A 17,007-nucleotide genomic window follows, 5' to 3' on the forward strand; every position below is an offset into this window, starting at 1 on the left:
TCCGCGCGCTCCTTTGGCCGCGGGCGATGAACTCAGGAAAGACGGTGGCAACAGGGCCAACCGGGTTCCTCTCGCCCACCGCACCAACAGCCGAAAGGCTGGGCTCCGAATCTTGGAATCCGGTGTGCGGTGTGACAGCCAACCCTTTTGAATCAGGAGAAAGACCATGCAACTCGCATCCCGCTTCGCTTCCCATTCCCCCACGCTGCGCAGCGACTCCCCGCTGACCGACGACCAGATTCACCGTGTGGCCCCGTCCATCTTCGCGGAGGCCCCGCATGAAAGCCGCTCCGAGCGCTACAGCTACATCCCCACCGTCGCTGTGTTGAACGAGCTGCGCAAGGAGGGTTTCCAGCCCTTCATGGTGACACAGACCCGCGTGCGCGATGAAGGCAAGCGCGAGCACACCAAGCACATGATCCGCCTGCGCCATGCGAGCCAGATCAACGGCGCGGAGGCCCACGAAATCGTGCTGCTGAACTCGCACGATGGCACCAGCAGCTACCAGATGCTGGCCGGCATGTTCCGCTTTGTGTGCAGCAATGGGCTGGTGTGCGGTGACGTGGTGGAGGACGTGCGCATCCCCCACAAGGGCGACGTGGTGGGCCGCGTCATCGAAGGCGCTTTCGAGGTGTTGAACGGCTTCGAGCGGGTGAAGGAGTCCCGCGACCTGATGCGCGCCCTCACGCTGGACAGCGGCGAGGCCGAGGTCTTCGCCCGCGCTGCACTGGCGCTCAAGTACGACGACCCCCACAAGCCCGCGCCCGTCACCGAGGCGCAAATCCTGATGCCGCGCCGCTTCGAGGAACGCCGCCCGGACCTGTGGAGCGTGTTCAACCGCGCGCAGGAAAACCTCACCAAAGGCGGCCTGCCAGGGCGCAGCGCCAACGGGCGCCGCCAGCAAACCCGGCCCGTGCAGGGCATTGATTCCGATCTGCGCCTGAACCGCGCCCTGTGGCTGCTGGCCGATGGCCTGCGCCAGCTCAAAGCCTGATCTGTCCCATCCGCCGGAGGGGCGGTTTCCCCTCCATTCCCTGTGTCACTCGATTGGAGATTCACCATGAACGCCATCACTCATACCGAAGCCCGCGCCATCGAAACCGCCTTCCCGCTGGAAGCCGCCGACCCGAGCAAGAACCTGATTCTTGTTGCGCTGTCGCGGCTGGTGCTGCGCCCCAAGGGGCGCAATGTGCGCAAGACCCCGCGCATGTCCATCCCTGAGCTGGCGGCCAGCATCCAGCGTGTGGGCCTGCTGCAAAACCTGATCGTGATTGCCGCCGCCGATGGTGTGCATTACGAAGTCGTGGCCGGAGGCCGACGCCTCGCAGCCCTCAAGCTGTTGGCGAAGAAGCACCGCATCGCCAAGGATTGGGAAGTGCCTTGCCTGCTGGTGGCCGATGGCACGGCCCGCACGGCCAGCCTCACCGAGAACGTGCAGCGCGAAGCCATGCACCCGGCAGACCAGTTTGAAGCCTTCGCCGCTCTGGTGGCTGAAGGCCGCCCCATCGAGGACATTGCAGCGGATTTTTCCGTCACGCCACTGGTGGTGCAGCGCCGTTTGAAGCTCGCCAACGTGTCCCCGCGCCTGATGGCGGACTATCGGGCTGATGCCCTGAGCCTTGACCAGTTGATGGCCCTGGCCGGAACGGATGACCATGCCGCGCAGGAAGCCGCTTTCTACGATGCCCCGCAGTGGCAGCGCCAGCCGCACAATCTCCGCGAACGCCTGACCGAGCGCGAGATAGACGCTTACCGGCATCCCCTGGTTCGGTTTGTGGGGCTGGAAGCCTACGAAGCTGCAGGCGGGGGCGTCCGCCGCGATTTGTTCGCGGAGGATGACGCGGGTGTGTACCTGACCGACACCGCGCTGCTGGAGCGGCTGGCGCAGGAGAAGCTGGCAGGCATCGCCGCCGAAGCGAAGGCCGAGGGATGGGGCTGGGTGGACGCTGTACCCGCTGCCACGTTTGCCGACCTGCAAGCCTTCCAGCGTGCCCCGCGTGAGCGGCGCGAACCCACCAAGCGCGAAGCGCAGCGCATCGAGAAACTGCAAGAGAAGATGCGGGCCATCGGTGAAGCCGTGGACACGGCGGTGGACGCCAACGACGAAGACAAGGCCGATGCCCTGCAGGAGGAAGGCGAAGCCCTGGGCGAGCAGTTGCAAGCCTTGGAGGATGGCTTGCAAGGGTATAGCGACACCGTGAAGGCCGCTTCCGGTGCCATTGTCACCATCGACCGCCACGGCGAGGCCGTGATCCATCGCGGACTGATGCGCGAAGCCGAGGCCAGGGCATTGCGCACGCTGGAACGGCTGCGCCAAGGTTTCAGCGGCGAGGTGGCCGAGAGCGACGACGAAGGCGACACGGCAGACGCAACGCAAGCCCCCGCCATGTCCGACCGACTGGCCCAGCGCCTGAGCGCGCACCGCACGGCCGCGCTGCAAGCCGAAGTGGCCCGGCATCCCCAGGTGGCGCTGGCCGCGCTGGTGCATGGCATGGTGCAGACCGTGCTGCAAGACCGCTACTACGGCCACGACCTGCCGCTGGGCGTGCGCCTCACGGTGCAAGACCGGCTCGACGGCATGGCCCCGGACTGGCCCGACTCGCCTGCCGCCGTGGCGCAGCGCGATGCACAGCAGGCCTGGGGCGACAAGCTGCCCCAGGACAGCGCCGAACTGTTCGCCGCGCTGCTGGCGATGGAGCAAGGCGAACTGCTCCAGCTGCTGGCCGTGTGCGTGGCCGCGACGGTGGACGTGGTGACGCCGCGTGCCACGCCGCACCAGCCCGGCGCGGAACTGGCGCGGGCCGTGGGCCTCGACATGGCGGCATGGTGGAAGCCCAGCAGCGAAGGCTACTTCCAGCACGTATCCAAGGCGGTGATCCTGGACGCCGTGGGCGAGTTCGCGCCGGACGCCGTCCACCGGCTGGCGAAGCTCAAGAAGGCCGACATTGCCAGCGAGGCCGAGCGGCTGGCCGAGGGCACGGGCTGGATGCCGGCGATCTTCAAGGCCCAAGGCCCGCCGGAGGGGGCGGAGGCTGGGGCCGCCGTAGCCATCGCGGATGAAACCGCCGAAGTGTTGGATGCTTGACCCGCATCCGCAGAGCAGCGCCCCGGTTTGTCCGGGGCGTTTTGCTTTAGGTTTTGGTTTACGGGTTGATGCGCAAAAAATCCGGGCGCGGCAGTGGCCGCGCCCGGTGTCAAAGTCCAACTGCCGGTGGCTCAGGATGAATCCAACACCCAGGACTCGCACTATCAAAAAAGTCCACACGCACAGGGCCCAAGTCATCCTGAATGATTTGGTGCGCGTAGTTACAGTAGCCCTGATCATCACCATAAACAGAGACTGCCACTCGCTGAATTCCAGTGCCGCACATTCGCTGCAGCAAATGCCGGTCATGCTCTCCAATCCCCCAGCCGAATAACGTCAAAGTAATCCGCGGCGACGTAAGCACTTCTCGGTATACAGTGGAAAGATAGTAGCTGTTCTGGATGGAGGAAATTTTCTGCTCCTTCGTTCCTTCGCTGACAAATAGCGGCACAACTCGCTCGCTTTGCCATTCCGCAAGGATTGCCTCCAAAAGTCTCGCTCCAGCGCTATGAATCTTGGACTCTTGCTCTAAGACATTTCTGCACAAAGCCAAGCTGCCGTGTGGATAGAACACCAACGTATTAGTTTCCTCCCGGTAGGGTGTACGAAATTTTTGCCAATCGTCATCAAACCTGCTGTTGAGGAAACAATCCTTGAATAAATGCCCATCCCGGATGTCGAGTCCATAGGTCATCGTCCAATAGACTAGCAGATCGTAATTCAAGGAGATTACCGTATCAAATTCCTTAAGAAAATTATACATGCTGGGCAAATGGATATTCACTAGATCGTATGTGGGATGTACGGCACGAACGGCCTGTATCAAACACTCACGGACGTTCAAGTAGGCTTGATGGGTGCGATTGTCCGGTATCTCTAATGATCTATTGACGTTGGATGCCTGCCAAACTATTCGAAGGATCAGCTCAAAGTCGGATGTTCTAAAAAAACGAAATAACCGGTGAACATCCTCATCAATAAGGCCCGCCTGTTGAGCTGTTTCTCGTAAAGAGCCATAGCTAAAGCTCGGCGAGACCGCAATGCTTGAGCCATTGCCCAGTAAAATCGTGCCTTGGCGATAGTTGGGTGAAATCTGTGCCCATTGGGCAATGTGATGTGGCATAAAGGGTTTGCCCTTTCCTTTTAATCGTGCATAGTTATTTTGCATCACCGCGCTGATTGAGAGTCGGGGGCCTGCGGAACAGCCATCCGGCTTCAATCCCTCACGCCTTCGCGCCTGCGGCGCTGCGCGCTTCGCTTGCCTCCAAGGGAAAGCCCTGCGGGCTATCCCCGCCGCGCATGGCTTGGCGCCCCTCGATACCCGAACCGGCTGAGCCGGATCGGCGGGATGAGTTCATGGCCCGCTCAAATATCTACTACCTGCATCACCCACAGACCTCACAGCTCAACAGAGGGTTGACGTAGGTACGGCGCGCCTTATGGGGGTCAATGATCCGTTCGGGATGGTAATGCTCGTGTAAGCATTCGGGGGGAATGTCTTGGCGCACGACATAGCAAGGAGGGATATCACCAAATGGCAATGGCCGCCGAGCGGCTAATTGCCCCCATTCGGACAAAATTGTCTTTGCTATCGCAACCTGCTGCACTCCTGGCACGAGTTTCACCGGAATATCTACTTCTAGGATTGTAGGAATGCCATATTGCCGAAGTCGAAAGCGATAGTCCTCCCCGCTCGGGGATCGGCCTAGGTGTGCCGCTAGTGCCATCAGATACTCACTGCCCTGAATAATGTAGTGGCCACATTGTTCGACAAGGAACTTGTCGCATCCCAAAAGCCACGTGGCTCCTCGCTCCGAGTCGCTACGACCAGCAAATTGCGTGATAACGCTCTCTACGTCCTTCGTGGGTACATCGGAGAAAATTTCACGGAACTGGTTGCAAAGAAGGTCGCTATTTTGCCCAAGCAAGCCACGTTCATAGTAGCTAGAGACGTTTATCGGCCGACAACCATGAAAGCCTTTGAAGTGTGTGTAGTAACTGGTGAGACTGCCCGTAAATTCAGGCAGGATGTATTCCGAGTCGGGAAGCCACGAAAAATTGTCGGACCAACACTCCGGTCGCTCTTGTGCAAGGTGCTGTCGCAAGTCGGCTGTAAGGATATGGCCTGCATAGAGGCGAATACAAGCCAGCCAACTCCGGCGCTTTCTCCAGTCAAGGACTTTGCATGCTGAATTAATTCGTGGCGGTGGATTAATCTTCATCATTATCTCAATGCCTTCCCTTTGCCCCGAGTATTAAGTCTGCGCAGACTGGCAAGAGCACCCGCCAAGACGACTATCGGGCCTTAGGCTCAGTTTAACGAGCATCGAAAACTTCTCCATGGCAACGAAGCTTCAGCGGCTACTGCTTAGCTGCTGCCAGCAGTTCTTCTGCCTCGCCCATCAGCACGGCAGCGCTGCATTCGAGCGCACGGGCAATCTTGAAGATGATCGCCAGCGTAGGCATGTGCTCGCCGCGCTCGATCTTGCCCATGTGCGAACGCTCGACACCTGCCCGATGCGCCAAGGTTTCCTGGGCCACCCCTTGTTCTACACGCAGCGCCCGCACCGCTGCACCGAAGACCATGGCCAGTTCGGCGTCGAAGGTGGTGGCACCGGCCGGACGGCCGCGCGGGATGGTTTGCTTCTGCATAGACAGAAGCGTCGATTCACAACACAATTAAAACCACGTTATTTTTAACTCATTGGCCACGGTTCATTCCATTTTTGTGCTTCTGCGTTTTTACGCCCACCCGTATTTGTGGCTTCGGGCAGAAGCGCAAAACCGCATCTGTGCTTTGGCGCAAATCCGGCGATACGGTTCTACGTTTGCACGCTTTTGCGGATTTGCGCCATCAAGCGAGCAGCCGATGAACCTGCCCAGCCCACGCGCACCTTGTCGGACTACACCAAGGTGGCCCAGCGCGACGGAGCCATCCCGGACTGACAGCGATCTGCTGTGACTCTTTCAGTCTATGGCCATACCGGGCAGGTCTCAATCGGCATTATTCCGGCACAGCCGCGCCAGCCTGCTGTAAATAGTCATGATGCTCGGCGTCAGCTGCGGCAGGCTGGCTTGCACGGCGCCCCGTGGGCGGGGCGCTGCCGTCGCAGTATTGAGACGGATACCGCAACGCATCGGAGCCAATCGGTCTTGACGTCTTGTACCCACTTTGCAAGCGCTGACGTTCTGACGATGGCGACGTAGCGCGCAGTCGATCCGTGGCTGCCAGTCCTGTCCGCAGGGAGGAGGCGTCATGGTCGATCCTCGTCACTTTGCGCCTTGGTATCCCATGGCGGCCTACCTTTACATCCTGTGGCTCGATGCTGTTGCCCTGGCCTGGGAGTACCTGCGCAGGAACCCCGATTACCGGCGCGACTGGCGGCGGCGTCGCCGCCGGCCGGACGCGGCGCAGCGCTGGGGCCTGCGCCTGCTGGAAGATCCCGCGCTCGATGCGCGCGATGCGCACCCGGCCTGGTTTCCCGATCACGACAGCGTGATTCAACTCTGTCCGGACGAAGACCCGCCGCCGGATGCCCATGCTTTCGAGCTGTGGAAGGTCCCGGGGCGCAAGCACCTGGTTCACGACGGCAAGCGCCTGGTGCTGACGGCGCGATGGCCGGGCTGCAGCGTGCAGCTTGCGCTCGCGCCGAGTCTGGCGGACGGCAAGGCCTTCCTCTACGCCATCCGGGGCTGCGCCCGGCCGGGCACGCGCTGCCGCGCGCTGGCGGCGGGGCTGGGGGCCCTGGCCGTCGCCGCCGTGGCCGTGCCGACAGGCGCCGCCCGTTCCCGGCCCGCGCCGGCCGCCGTGCTGGAGCTGCACACCTTGCAGGCGCTGGACGCCACCCTGGCGGGCGCGTCCTTGCGCGAGGTGGCCGAGGGGCTGTTCGGCGCGGACACCGTCGCCGCCGACTGGCATGCCGACAGCGCCTTGCGTGCCCGCGTGCGCCGGCTGGTTCGCCGTGGCGAGGCGCTGATGCGCGGCGGCTATCGCCGCCTGGCGCAGCTGCCTTCGCGCTGAAGGGGGACGTTTCGCGCCCTTCGCAGATCGTCCCTTAGCAAGAAGCCTGGCTTTCTTGAAAGTGCTTCCATCCGGCCACGCTGTGTGGCCGGGCTGGATGGAGGCTTATCCCATGCGACCCGATCCCTTGCGGCCTGCCGCCGCTGCCGTTGCTGCGCCCGCGCAGCCCCAACGCTATCTGACCAACGACGAAGCCGCCGGCTACCTGCGGCTGTCGCCGCGCACGCTGGAGAAACAGCGCGTGCTCGGCGGTGGGCCGCGCTTTCGCAAGTTCGGCCGCCGCGTGATGTACGCCGTGGCCGACCTTGACGCCTGGGCGGCTGCCCGCAGCTTCGAGAGCACGTCTGATCCCGAATACGCCGAACACCACGCGGCGGACAGCCGTGTGCGCTGATCGGCGGCGCGCGGGTGGCCGCTGCCCTGAGGCCTTCGCAGGAACGCGAGCAGCTCGACCTGTTCCGCGCCCTGCGGGGCGATATGGCGCCGCGCGACAGCCAGGACCTGATGGCGTTTCCGTTCTTCTCGCTGGCGAAGTCGCGGCGCACGGCGCCGATCGACTTCCAGGCCGGCGGCGTGACGATCCGCGTCGAGGGCACGGCCGAGCACGGCATCGCCACGATCTGGGACGCCGACATCCTGATCTGGGCGGCCAGCCAGATCGTGGAGGCACGCGATGCGGGCCTGCGCCCGTCGCGGCGGATGCAGGCCACGCCTTACGAGATCCTGCGCTTCATCGGGCGCGGGACCTCGCTGCGCGACTACCAGCGCCTCAAGGCGGCCCTGGATCGCCTGCAGTCCACCACGGTGGCCACGTCGATCCGCGAGGCCACCGGGCGGCGTCTGCACCGCTTCTCGTGGATCAACGAGTGGAAGGAGCTGGCCGACGCCCGCGGCACACCCTTGGGGCTAGAGCTGATCTTGCCGGACTGGTTCTTTGGCGGCGTGCTGGATTCGGCCCTGGTGCTGACTATCGACCCCGCGTACTTCCGGCTGACCGGTGGCATCGAGCGCTGGCTGTACCGGTTGGTGCGCAAGCACGGCGGGCGGCAGCCGGAGGGCTGGTGGTTCGATTTCGAGTCCCTGTACCGCAAGTCGGGCAGCGCGGCGCGCTACTACGACTTTGCCGCCGACCTGCGGGCGCTGGTGGCGCGCCAGGCCCTGCCGGGCTATCGGCTGGACATCGAGTACCGCTCCTCGATGAAGGTGCCCTTGCTGCTGTTCCGGCCCGTGCCGTCTACGGCACGGGGATAACCGCGCCAAATCCTGTGGACGGGCTCGTGCTATCAGGCAACACAAGTGTCGTGCTATCAGGCAACAGACCCTCGTGCTATCAGGCAACAAAATCGGCCGCCAGCCCAATGCTGGCGCGGGTTTCGGCCGCCTATAACATTGATAACTTAATACCAATAACTGGTAAGAGCGCTGCGCCACGGTGGATAACCGGGCTGCGGCACCGCGCGCAGCAGGAACAGCCGGGCTTTCCAACACGGAGGGCCGGGCCATGATCATCGCGCTGCTCAACCAGAAAGGCGGCGTGGGCAAGACCACGCTCGCCACCCACATCGCGGGTGAACTGGCCCTGCGTGGCTTGCACATCATCTTGCTGGACGCCGATCCGCAAGGTTCATCGCTGGACTGGACGCAGCGCCGCAGCCAGCAAGGCTTGCCACGCCTGTTCAGCGCCGTGGGCCTGGCCCGCGAAACCCTGCACCAGGAAGCGCCAGAACTCGCCCGGCGGGCCGATCACGTCGTCATCGACGGCCCGCCGCGCATCGCAGCGCTGGCGCGCTCCGCGCTGCTGGCGGCCGAGCGCGTGCTGATCCCGGTGCAGCCCAGCCCCTACGACCTGTGGGCCAGTGCCGAGATGGTGGCGCTGGTCCGCGAGGCGCAGGTGTTCCGGCCGCAGCTGCGCGCCGCCTTCGTCATCAACCGGCGCGTCAGCACCACCGTGATCGGGCGCGAGGCACGCCAGGCGCTGGCCGAGCAGCCGTTTCCCGCGCTGCGCGCCGAGGTGCGGCAAAGAATCGTCTTTGCCGACAGCGTGGCCGCAGGCCGGCTTGCCCGCGAGACGGCGCCGGACAGCGCCGCCGCGCGCGAGATCACCGCGCTGGTGGACGAGATCTTGCGGTGGCCGTCATGACCGCGAAGCCGCCACCACGCGCAAAGCGCGTCGGCATCGGCACGCGCCCGCCGGCCAATCCGCACGCCGAGGCCTGGATTCGCCAGGGCGACGCCGATGCGCTGGGCAAGGGCGATCTCTACACGGCCCGCCTGACGCTCGACATCACGCCCGCGCTGCGCGCGCGCATCAAGGTCTCGGCCTTCACGCAGGGCGTGACGGTGGCCGACCTGCTGCGCGCGCTGCTGGAGCGGGAGTTTCCAGAACACCGCAGGGAGAACACCCCATGACCGCATCCATTGCGCCTGCAGCAAGCCGCGTATTTCCAGCGGGCGGCGACACGCCGCTGACGCGCGTGGCGCTGGTCTATATCGAACATCGTTTCAAGCTCTATCTGCGCTTTGGCGAACCGGCCCGCATCCTGCGGTACGACCGTTGGCGGCGCAGCGCGGTGTTCCCGCCGAACGCCGTGTTCTGCCGCATCCGCTGGCAGGCCAACGACTACGGCACGGTACGCTGGCAGCTCATGGTGATGCAGGCCTGCACGCCGCTGGACGGCGCGCAGCGCATCCCCGGCGTGCAGCCGGGCGCGCGCCTGCTGCTGCACGCCGAGGGCGAGGCCCCTGTGCGCGCGGTGCTGGCGCGCATCGACGCCATCGAGGCGCTGGGCATGGCTGCCATCGACGTCTCGCCCGCGTACTGGCGCACGCTCGCCAACCGGCTCGCGGCGCGCCAGCCGCTGCCCGAATACACCGCCGAGCGGCACGCCGTGTGGCGGGCCGGGAGGGCATTGTCATGAGCACGATGACGGCCACACCGCCCCGCTCACGCCGGCGCGCACGACTGGTGCTGGCGTGCCTGTCCGCCTGCGGCCTGGCTGCGCTGGCCTGGGTGTCTTTCATGCAGCCGCTGCCACGCCTGGTCTACAACCCGTCGGGCAGCGCGCCCGTGGGCTGGTATCGCATCGTGCCAGCCGATGCGCCGCGCGTCGGTGCCCTGGTGCTGACCTGGCTGCCGCCGGATGCCGCCGCGCTGGCCGCGCAGCGCGGCTACCTGCCCATGCGCGTGCCGCTGCTCAAGCGGGTGGGCGCGGTCGCGCCGCAGTACGTCTGCGTGATCGACGGGCTGGTCTGGATCGACGGCGTGCCGGTGGCCGCCGTCCTGCCCGCCGACCGGCTGGGCCGTCCGCTGTCGTCCTGGCCGTATTGCCGGCAGCTTCAGCCTGGAGAACTGTTCCTGCTCAGCACGACCAATCCGGCCTCGTTCGACAGCCGGTATTTCGGGCCGGTCGGCGCGGCCGATGTGATCGGCGTGGCGCGCCCGATCTGGCGGGAGGGGCCGCCATGAGGGCGGCCCACGTGCAGGCGTCTTGCCGCAACCGTGCAGGGCTGGCGGCCAGTGCAGCGCCGCCGGGCCGCCGAGGCCGGGAGCGAAAGCGACAGGCACAGGCGGAAGGCAAGACAAAAGGACGCGGCACCGGGCCGCGTCGAAAGCCCGTCTGCACATGGGGGTGGCGCAGCACGCAGCGGCTGCGCCGCCGTGCCGCGTGGGGCGCGAGGCCCGCGCCGTTGCAGGCATGTCCGCGTGCTTTGCCCGATGGGGCATGCCGCAGCTTTCAGGGCGCGCAGCCATGAGCCAGCGCAGCGACGACGAATTCCGCATCCGCCCCAGCGCCCCCAAGAACCGCAGCAAGGGCCGGGGGCAGAGCTTCGTTTCCAAGGTGCTCAGGCAGACGGGCAAGGCCAGCGGCGGCAAGTCCCCGGTGCGCCGCCCTGCATCGGCGCGTGGCGCCGGCCAGCGGCCCGGCTCGCGCCTGGGCCGCGGCCACACGGCGGCGCGCTTTGCCGGCGAGAAGCTCACCCCCCTGTCGCGGCGGGTGGCCATCAAGACCCTGCTGGTCAACCACCAGCGGGCCAGCCCGCAATCGCTGGCCCGGCACCTGCGCTATATCGAGCGCGATGGCGTGGGTCGCGACGGCGAGCCGGGCCAAGCCTACGGGCCGCAGACCGACGCGGCCGACCTCGGCGCCTTCAAGGTGCGCTGCGCCGACGACCGCCACCATTTCCGCTTCATCGTCTCGCCGGAAGACGGCGCGGAGCTGGAGGACCTGCGCAGCTACACCCGGCACCTCATGGGCCGCATGGAGGCTGACCTGGGCACCGGCCTCGATTGGGTTGCCGTCAACCACTGGAACACCGACAACCCGCACACCCACATCGTCGTGCGCGGGCGCGACGACACCGGCAAAGACCTCGTCATCGCCGGCGACTACATCGCCCACGGCTTGCGCCACCGGGCCGCTGAACTCGCGACCGAATGGCTGGGGCCGCGCACCGAACTGGAGATCCAGCAAACCTTGGGGCGCGAGGTGGAGCAGCAGCGGTGGACAAGCCTGGATCGCACGCTGCAACGCGAAGCCGGCGAGGATGGCCGGGTGCATGTCAAACGCTTCAACGAGCCGAACTTGCAGCGCCAGCGCCTGCTGCTGATCGGCCGCTTGCAACGCCTGCAGCGCCTGGGCCTGGCCGACGAGACGCAGCCCGGCACCTGGGCCGTCCATGCCGATGCCGAGAAGACCCTGCGCGCCCTGGGCGAGCGCGGCGACATCATCCGAACGATGCAGCGGGCCATGGGCGGCCAGCCGCGTGAACTGGCGGTGTTCGAGCCCGGCGACGCTGGCCGCAGCATCACCGGCCGCGTGGCCGCGAAAGGCCTGGCCGACGAGCTGCACGACCGGGGCTATCTGGTCATCGACGGCGTGGATGGCAAGGCCCACTACGTCGCGCTCAATGCCCGCGACGAACTGGCCAACTACCCGGCCGGCGCGGTGGTGGAGGTGCGTGGTTCCGCCCTGGTGCGCGCGGCCGACAGGAACATCACCGCGCTGGCGAGCGATGGCCTATACCGCACCGACCATCACCTGGCGATGGAGCAAGGCCGGGCCAAGGAAGGACGCGACCCGCGGGAGGTGGTGGCGGCCCATGTCCGCCGGCTGGAGGCCCTGCGCCGGGCCGGCATCGTGGAGCGCGTGGCCGAAGGGCTATGGAAGGTGCCGGACGACCTGGCCGAGCGCGGCCGCCAGCACGACGCGCAGCGCCTGGGCGGCGTGGCCGTGGAGCTGAAATCGCACCTGCCCATCGAGCGGCAGGCGCGCGTGATCGGCGCCACCTGGCTGGACCAGCAGTTGATCGGCGGCGGCTGTGGGCTGGGCGAGCTGGGCTTTGGTGCGGAGGCCAAGCAGGCCCTGCAGCAGCGCGCCGACTTCCTGGCCGAACAAGGGCTGGCCCAGCGGCGCGGGCAGCGCGTGATCCTCGCCCGCAACCTGCTGGGCACGCTGCGCAACCGGGAGCTGGCGCAAGCCGCCCAGGACATGGCCGCCGAAACCGGGCTGGCGCATCGCCCGGTAGCGGATGGGCAGCGCGTGGCCGGCATCTACCGGCGCAGCCTCATGCTCGCCAGCGGGCGCTACGCGATGCTCGATGACGGCATGGGGTTCAGCCTGGTGCCGTGGAGGCCGGTGATCGAGCAGCGGCTGGGGCAGCAGCTTGCAGCGACGGTGCACGGCGGAGGGGTGTCGTGGGAGATCGGGCGACAGCGTGGCCCGACCGTCGCTTGAGATGCCTTGCCCGTGCTTGCCGGCGCGAGCTGCTTGCCCCTTGATGCATTGATGGGAAAGGTATAGAGTGGCAGCCATGGCTCAATCGACAACTTCCCTCAAGACCGTAGAACGCGCGCCGGTGGACTACACCGACCGCCTGTACTGGAACGGCATCATCAAGATGAGCCTGTCCAAGTTCTTCATCCTCAGCGTCTTGCACAAACGCCCCATGCACGGCTACGAAATCGCCCGCGAAGTGGAGTGCTCGACCCAGGGCTGCTGCGCCCCTACCGAGGGCACCATCTACCCGGTGTTGCGCGAGTTCGAGCAAGGCGGTTACGTCACCGTGCAGACCGAGATGGTCGCGGGCCGCGGGCGCAAGGTCTACACGCTGACCGAGAAAGGCCGCGAAGCCTTCACGGTGGCGGTGCAGGCCTGGATGGAGGTGGCCGCGCACATCACCCGCCAGTGATGGCGGCTTTTTTTGAACCAAGGCATTGCCCATCTATGCATTGAACAGGAATACACGATGAACCTGAACACACTCACCGAGACCCTGCAATTCTTCGCCATGATCAGTGCCGAGCTGGTGGCGCTGTTCTTTGTCATCAGTTTTATGGTGGCGATGATGCAGGAGTACGTGCCGGCCAGCACCGTGCAGCGCCTGCTGACCGGGCGCGGCCTGCGTGGCAACATCGTCGGTGCCGGGCTGGGGGCGGTCACGCCGTTTTGCTCCTGCTCGACCATTCCGGTCACGGTCGGCTTGCTCAACGCCGGTGCGCCGTTTGGCGCCACCATGTCCTTTCTGGTGTCCTCGCCCATCCTCAACCCGGTGATCCTGGGCCTGCTGGTCACGCTGTTCAGCTGGAAGTTCGCCGTGTTCTACGGAGTCGCGTCCTTCGTGCTGGCGGTAGCCGTGGGCGCGGTCTGGCAGTTCTTCGGCCTGGAGCGCGACGTGAAGAAGGTGCGCGTGGTGGGCGAGAGCGAAATCGCGGGATCGACCGACTTCAAATCGCGCCTGCGCCGAGCCGCCAGAGCGGCCTTCGGCCTGTTCAAGACTTCCTTGCCTTACCTGCTGATCGGCGCGGGCATTGGCGCGCTGATCTATGGCGTGGTACCCGGCGAGTGGATCGCCAATGTGGCAGGTGCCGACAACCCGCTGGCGATTCCCGTGGCCGCCGCCATCGGAGTGCCGCTGTACATCCGCGCTGAAACCCTGATTCCGATTGGTATGGCCTTGCAGTCCCAAGGCATGAGCATCGGCGCGGTCACGGCGCTGATCATCGCCGGCGCGGGCGCCAGCATCCCCGAAGTCACGCTGCTCAACACGATATTCCGGCCCCGACTGGTGGCGGTGTTCGTGCTGACGATCTTCACGGTCGCCATCAGCGTGGGTTACGTCGCCAATCTGTTGTTTGTCTGAAGGAGAAAGACCATGTCAGAGAAAAAGGGCTTGATCGCGCGGTGGTTTGGCAAGCAGGAGGACGCGGCCTGCTGTGCGGTGCGCATCGAAGAAGTCCCCGAGGTGGACGCGGCACAGCCCCCCGCCGCCGAGAAGCCCGCGTGCTGCGCGGTGCGCATCGAGGAGGTCAAGGACGACGATACGGCCCCTGCGTCGTCTGCCACCCGGTAGACAGCGCGACGCGGCTTCGCAAGAGGACCCGCCAAACGATAGCAGGGTCATCTTGCGGGCCATCACCGAATGGGGGAGTCCACGCACATCACACGCCAGCAAGGGCGACATGAAGGAAGACAGTCCATGAACCATCAAGCGTCAACACGGGAACGGCGGATCGGGGAGGTACAGCACTACTACGGTGCCACCTTGGCGGACAAGCAAGACCTGGCGACCAATGTCTGCACGACGGACGAGCCGCCGTCAGACACCCTGCGGGCCATCCTGGCGCAAATACACGACGATGTGCAGATGCGCTTCTACGGTTGCGGAGCGCCCTTCCCGCCGCTGCTGGAGGGCGCGAGCGTGCTGGACCTGGGCTGTGGCGGCGGACGCGATTGCTTCGTGCTGTCCAGCCTGGTGGGCGAGCAAGGCAAGGTGATCGGCGTGGACGCCACGGCCGAACAGATCGCCTTCGCACAAGGCTATGTGGAGCACCACCGCAAGGCCTTTGGCCACGCCAAGAGCAACGTCCGCTTCCTGCAAGGCCATATCGAAGCCTTGGACCTGCTCGATCTGCCGCCGCAGAGCATCGATGTCATCGTATCCAACTGCGTGATCAACCTGTCGATGAGCAAGGGCGATGTGCTGGCGGGCATGGCCAAGCTGCTCAAGCCGGGCGGCGAAATCTACTTCGCCGACATTTTCTCGGACCGCCGGCTGGCCCCCGAGCTGAAAGACGACCCGCTGCTCGTTGGTGAGTGCATCGGCGACGCCCTGTACTTCGAGGACTTCGTGCGCCTGGCGCGGGCGGCCGGCTTCCTCGACGTGCGGGTCATCGCCAAGACGCTCAAAACCATTGCCAATCCGTCCATCGAGGCCAGGCTCGGCGGCGCGAAGCTGTATTCCATCACCTTGCGCTTGTTCAAGATGGATTTGGAGGACCGCTGCGAGGACTACGGACAGGTGGCCATCTACAACGGCAAGCTGCCGGAGGCCCCCGACCGGTTTGTGCTGGACAGCGGCCATGCTTTCGACACCGGTCGGGCGGTGCCGGTATGCCGCAATACGGCCGACATGATCAGCAAGAGTCGTTATCGCAGCCTGTTCGACGTGGTGGGCGAAGGCCACCGGCACTATGGTCTTTTCCAGTGCGGCACGCCGCCGGCCGAACTTGTGCCAACACAGGTGGACGCGGGCGGTGGTGGCCCTGCGGCTTGCGGGTGCTAGGCAGGTCCTGCCTGGCACGCAACGCACAACGAGATCAGAGCGGCCGTTCACGCCGTTCTGATCTTGGCGTATGCAAGGCGCAAGAGCTCAGGAATGCTGCGAAGAGGAGCGCCGCATTGAACCCGAACGCTAGTCCAAGGAAGAGTCCGTATGCTCCCTGTGCAGTGGCGAAATTTTCTGTCCGAACTGATCGGCGTTTTCGCGCTGGTCTTCATTGGGGCCGGGGCGGCGATACTGAGCAAACAAGGCGATGCGGTCAGTGATCTGGGCGTCGCGCTCGCGTTTGGGCTGAGCGTGACCTGCATCATTGGCGGGATGTCGACACCCAGCGGCGCCCACCTCAACCCCGTGGTGACGCTTTCGCTCTGTGCCACCGGCAGATGCTCGTATGGATGCCTGCTCTATTACACGGTCGCGCAGATCCTTGGCGCCAGTCTGGCATCGGCCGCCTTGTTCTCCCTGTTCGGACCCGGGATCGAAGCGGGCACCACCCGTATCGGCGCCGGCGTCAGCCTGGCGAATGGCTTCATGGTGGAGACCATTCTGACGTTCTTCCTGGTCCTGACCGTGCTGCGAACAAGCAGTGCGCTGATCATCGGTTCGGTGGTGTTCTTGGGGGCGCTGCTGGGCGGACACCTCACCGGCGCCGGCATGAACCCTGCGCGAAGCTTCGGACCTGCGCTGTTCAGCCTTTACTGGGAATATCACTGGCTCTATTGGTTGGCGCCCTTGTCCGGGGCGCTGCTTGCCGTACTGGTATTCGTGGTGACGGGCACGTCTACGACGCAGCCGGAACGCAGCAATGCAGACTCGGCGAAGCCGTGAGGGCAGCGGACTGCAAGAAACGGAAAAGCAGCGCTCAAGTCTGAGGTTCGCCGCGGCGCGTCAACCATTCCGTGAATCCCTGATGTCCGTCACCTTCCTCGTCTTGGCCAGCGGGCGCTACGCGATGCTGGACGACGGCATGGGGTTCAGCCTGGTGCCGTGGAGGCCGGTGATCGAGCAGCGGCTGGGGCAGCAGATCGCTGCGACGGTGCGCGACGGTAGTGTGTCTTGGGAAATTGGGCGGCAGCTAGGGCCTGCGTCTTAGCCGTTGCACCGCCAAACTCTCAGGCTGTCACCGCAGGGTATTTGCCTCTTTATATTTTGGGCTTTCAGCAACAAACCTCCTTGCTCTCAAGGGGAAGAAGCCAAGTGTTCGTAATACATAGCAGCCAGCCCACGCCGCTCCTTAGCAAGGGACGGCATGCCGCACCAGGCGGGTCCACGACCCGTTTGCAGGTCGGCGCTGTTTCCAACGCTGCGGCCAGATGTTCGAGTTTCCATATCCACGCCATGA

18 protein-coding genes are annotated in these 17,007 nt (G+C 65.1%); 16 read left to right on the forward strand and 2 right to left on the reverse strand.

The features are described from left to right. The first annotated feature begins 166 nt into the window (after nt 1-166). The gene (locus ACODSD_RS15895; protein WP_488877774.1) at nt 167-994 is read left to right on the forward strand and encodes a DUF932 domain-containing protein; all 828 of its coding nucleotides are present in this window, start codon (nt 167-169) and stop codon (nt 992-994) included. 66 nt (nt 995-1,060) lie between these two features. Then, nucleotides 1,061-3,085, forward strand: coding sequence for a ParB/RepB/Spo0J family partition protein (locus ACODSD_RS15900; RefSeq protein WP_488877775.1), 2,025 nt, complete (start codon nt 1,061-1,063; stop codon nt 3,083-3,085). Nucleotides 3,086-3,194: 109 nt separating this feature from the next. Here ACODSD_RS15900 and ACODSD_RS15905 read toward each other — a convergent pair whose 3' ends face one another. Then, a complete protein-coding gene (locus ACODSD_RS15905; protein WP_488877776.1) occupies nt 3,195-4,253 on the reverse strand; it encodes a DUF4917 family protein in 1,059 nt (352 codons plus the stop codon). A gap of 1,193 nt (nt 4,254-5,446) precedes the next feature. Further along, complete coding sequence (locus ACODSD_RS15910) at nt 5,447-5,737, reverse strand: helix-turn-helix domain-containing protein (protein ID WP_488877777.1); 291 nt, start codon at nt 5,735-5,737, stop codon at nt 5,447-5,449. Nucleotides 5,738-6,341: 604 nt separating this feature from the next. Between ACODSD_RS15910 and ACODSD_RS15915 the strand changes: the two genes are divergently transcribed. The 14 genes from ACODSD_RS15915 to ACODSD_RS15980 all read left to right on the forward strand — a co-directional run bounded on the left by ACODSD_RS15915 (nt 6,342) and on the right by ACODSD_RS15980 (nt 16,758). Beyond that, the gene (locus tag ACODSD_RS15915; RefSeq protein WP_488877778.1) at nt 6,342-7,106 is read left to right on the forward strand and encodes a DUF2285 domain-containing protein; all 765 of its coding nucleotides are present in this window, start codon (nt 6,342-6,344) and stop codon (nt 7,104-7,106) included. A gap of 112 nt (nt 7,107-7,218) precedes the next feature. After that, nucleotides 7,219-7,500, forward strand: coding sequence for a helix-turn-helix transcriptional regulator (locus ACODSD_RS15920; protein WP_488877779.1), 282 nt, complete (start codon nt 7,219-7,221; stop codon nt 7,498-7,500). Between the two features lie 14 nt (nt 7,501-7,514). Continuing rightward, nucleotides 7,515-8,357 carry a replication initiator protein A gene (locus tag ACODSD_RS15925; protein WP_488877780.1) on the forward strand — a complete coding sequence of 281 codons (843 nt, stop codon included), beginning with the start codon at nt 7,515-7,517 and terminating at the stop codon, nt 8,355-8,357. A gap of 250 nt (nt 8,358-8,607) precedes the next feature. Next, nucleotides 8,608-9,246: a ParA family partition ATPase gene (gene parA, locus ACODSD_RS15930; RefSeq protein WP_488877781.1), complete on the forward strand. Its 639-nt coding sequence runs from the start codon at nt 8,608-8,610 to the stop codon at nt 9,244-9,246. After that, nucleotides 9,243-9,515, forward strand: a complete 273-nt coding sequence (locus ACODSD_RS15935; RefSeq protein WP_488877782.1) for a hypothetical protein — start codon at nt 9,243-9,245, stop codon at nt 9,513-9,515. Before parA ends, ACODSD_RS15935 begins: the two co-directional genes overlap by 4 nt. Beyond that, nucleotides 9,512-10,024, forward strand: a complete 513-nt coding sequence (locus ACODSD_RS15940; protein ID WP_488877783.1) for a DUF2840 domain-containing protein — start codon at nt 9,512-9,514, stop codon at nt 10,022-10,024. The genes ACODSD_RS15935 and ACODSD_RS15940 overlap by 4 nt, the downstream gene beginning before the upstream one ends. Beyond that, nucleotides 10,021-10,572 (forward strand): S26 family signal peptidase, encoded by a 552-nt coding sequence (locus tag ACODSD_RS15945; RefSeq protein WP_488877784.1) that lies wholly within the window; start codon nt 10,021-10,023, stop codon nt 10,570-10,572. The genes ACODSD_RS15940 and ACODSD_RS15945 overlap by 4 nt, the downstream gene beginning before the upstream one ends. Before the next feature lie 283 nt (nt 10,573-10,855). Further along, nucleotides 10,856-12,841 carry a relaxase/mobilization nuclease domain-containing protein gene (locus tag ACODSD_RS15950; protein WP_488877785.1) on the forward strand — a complete coding sequence of 662 codons (1,986 nt, stop codon included), beginning with the start codon at nt 10,856-10,858 and terminating at the stop codon, nt 12,839-12,841. A 76-nt stretch (nt 12,842-12,917) separates the two neighbouring features. Beyond that, nucleotides 12,918-13,295: a PadR family transcriptional regulator gene (locus ACODSD_RS15955; RefSeq protein WP_488877786.1), complete on the forward strand. Its 378-nt coding sequence runs from the start codon at nt 12,918-12,920 to the stop codon at nt 13,293-13,295. Nucleotides 13,296-13,352: 57 nt separating this feature from the next. Further along, complete coding sequence (locus ACODSD_RS15960) at nt 13,353-14,246, forward strand: permease (RefSeq protein ID WP_488877787.1); 894 nt, start codon at nt 13,353-13,355, stop codon at nt 14,244-14,246. A 12-nt stretch (nt 14,247-14,258) separates the two neighbouring features. Continuing rightward, nucleotides 14,259-14,456, forward strand: a complete 198-nt coding sequence (locus tag ACODSD_RS15965; RefSeq protein WP_488877788.1) for a hypothetical protein — start codon at nt 14,259-14,261, stop codon at nt 14,454-14,456. A gap of 126 nt (nt 14,457-14,582) precedes the next feature. Continuing rightward, the gene (locus tag ACODSD_RS15970; protein WP_488877789.1) at nt 14,583-15,668 is read left to right on the forward strand and encodes a methyltransferase domain-containing protein; all 1,086 of its coding nucleotides are present in this window, start codon (nt 14,583-14,585) and stop codon (nt 15,666-15,668) included. A 150-nt stretch (nt 15,669-15,818) separates the two neighbouring features. Further along, on the forward strand, nt 15,819-16,493 hold the full coding sequence (locus ACODSD_RS15975) for an MIP/aquaporin family protein (protein ID WP_488877790.1): 675 nt from the start codon (nt 15,819-15,821) through the stop codon (nt 16,491-16,493). Continuing rightward, nucleotides 16,471-16,758, forward strand: a complete 288-nt coding sequence (locus tag ACODSD_RS15980; protein ID WP_488877791.1) for a DUF3363 domain-containing protein — start codon at nt 16,471-16,473, stop codon at nt 16,756-16,758. The genes ACODSD_RS15975 and ACODSD_RS15980 overlap by 23 nt, the downstream gene beginning before the upstream one ends. The last annotated feature ends 249 nt before the right edge of the window (nt 16,759-17,007 follow it).

The organism is Chromobacterium sp. FG22 (assembly GCF_057809415.1).

Excerpts from the sequence above, each read along its gene's own strand:
- ACODSD_RS15960 (WP_488877787.1), top strand. The coding sequence starts at position 13,353 with ATGAACCTGAACACACTCACCGAGACCCTGCAATTCTTCGCCATGATC.
- ACODSD_RS15965 (WP_488877788.1), top strand. The coding sequence starts at position 14,259 with ATGTCAGAGAAAAAGGGCTTGATCGCGCGGTGGTTTGGCAAGCAGGAG.
- ACODSD_RS15895 (WP_488877774.1), top strand. The coding sequence starts at position 167 with ATGCAACTCGCATCCCGCTTCGCTTCCCATTCCCCCACGCTGCGCAGC.
- ACODSD_RS15975 (WP_488877790.1), top strand. The coding sequence starts at position 15,819 with ATGCTCCCTGTGCAGTGGCGAAATTTTCTGTCCGAACTGATCGGCGTT.
- ACODSD_RS15940 (WP_488877783.1), top strand. The coding sequence starts at position 9,512 with ATGACCGCATCCATTGCGCCTGCAGCAAGCCGCGTATTTCCAGCGGGC.
- ACODSD_RS15915 (WP_488877778.1), top strand. The coding sequence starts at position 6,342 with ATGGTCGATCCTCGTCACTTTGCGCCTTGGTATCCCATGGCGGCCTAC.
- ACODSD_RS15955 (WP_488877786.1), top strand. The coding sequence starts at position 12,918 with ATGGCTCAATCGACAACTTCCCTCAAGACCGTAGAACGCGCGCCGGTG.
- ACODSD_RS15935 (WP_488877782.1), top strand. The coding sequence starts at position 9,243 with ATGACCGCGAAGCCGCCACCACGCGCAAAGCGCGTCGGCATCGGCACG.
- ACODSD_RS15920 (WP_488877779.1), top strand. The coding sequence starts at position 7,219 with ATGCGACCCGATCCCTTGCGGCCTGCCGCCGCTGCCGTTGCTGCGCCC.
- ACODSD_RS15945 (WP_488877784.1), top strand. The coding sequence starts at position 10,021 with ATGAGCACGATGACGGCCACACCGCCCCGCTCACGCCGGCGCGCACGA.
- ACODSD_RS15980 (WP_488877791.1), top strand. The coding sequence starts at position 16,471 with ATGCAGACTCGGCGAAGCCGTGAGGGCAGCGGACTGCAAGAAACGGAA.
- ACODSD_RS15900 (WP_488877775.1), top strand. The coding sequence starts at position 1,061 with ATGAACGCCATCACTCATACCGAAGCCCGCGCCATCGAAACCGCCTTC.
- ACODSD_RS15970 (WP_488877789.1), top strand. The coding sequence starts at position 14,583 with ATGAACCATCAAGCGTCAACACGGGAACGGCGGATCGGGGAGGTACAG.
- ACODSD_RS15950 (WP_488877785.1), top strand. The coding sequence starts at position 10,856 with ATGAGCCAGCGCAGCGACGACGAATTCCGCATCCGCCCCAGCGCCCCC.
- ACODSD_RS15910 (WP_488877777.1), bottom strand. The coding sequence starts at position 5,737 with ATGCAGAAGCAAACCATCCCGCGCGGCCGTCCGGCCGGTGCCACCACC.
- parA (WP_488877781.1), top strand. The coding sequence starts at position 8,608 with ATGATCATCGCGCTGCTCAACCAGAAAGGCGGCGTGGGCAAGACCACG.
- ACODSD_RS15905 (WP_488877776.1), bottom strand. The coding sequence starts at position 4,253 with ATGCAAAATAACTATGCACGATTAAAAGGAAAGGGCAAACCCTTTATG.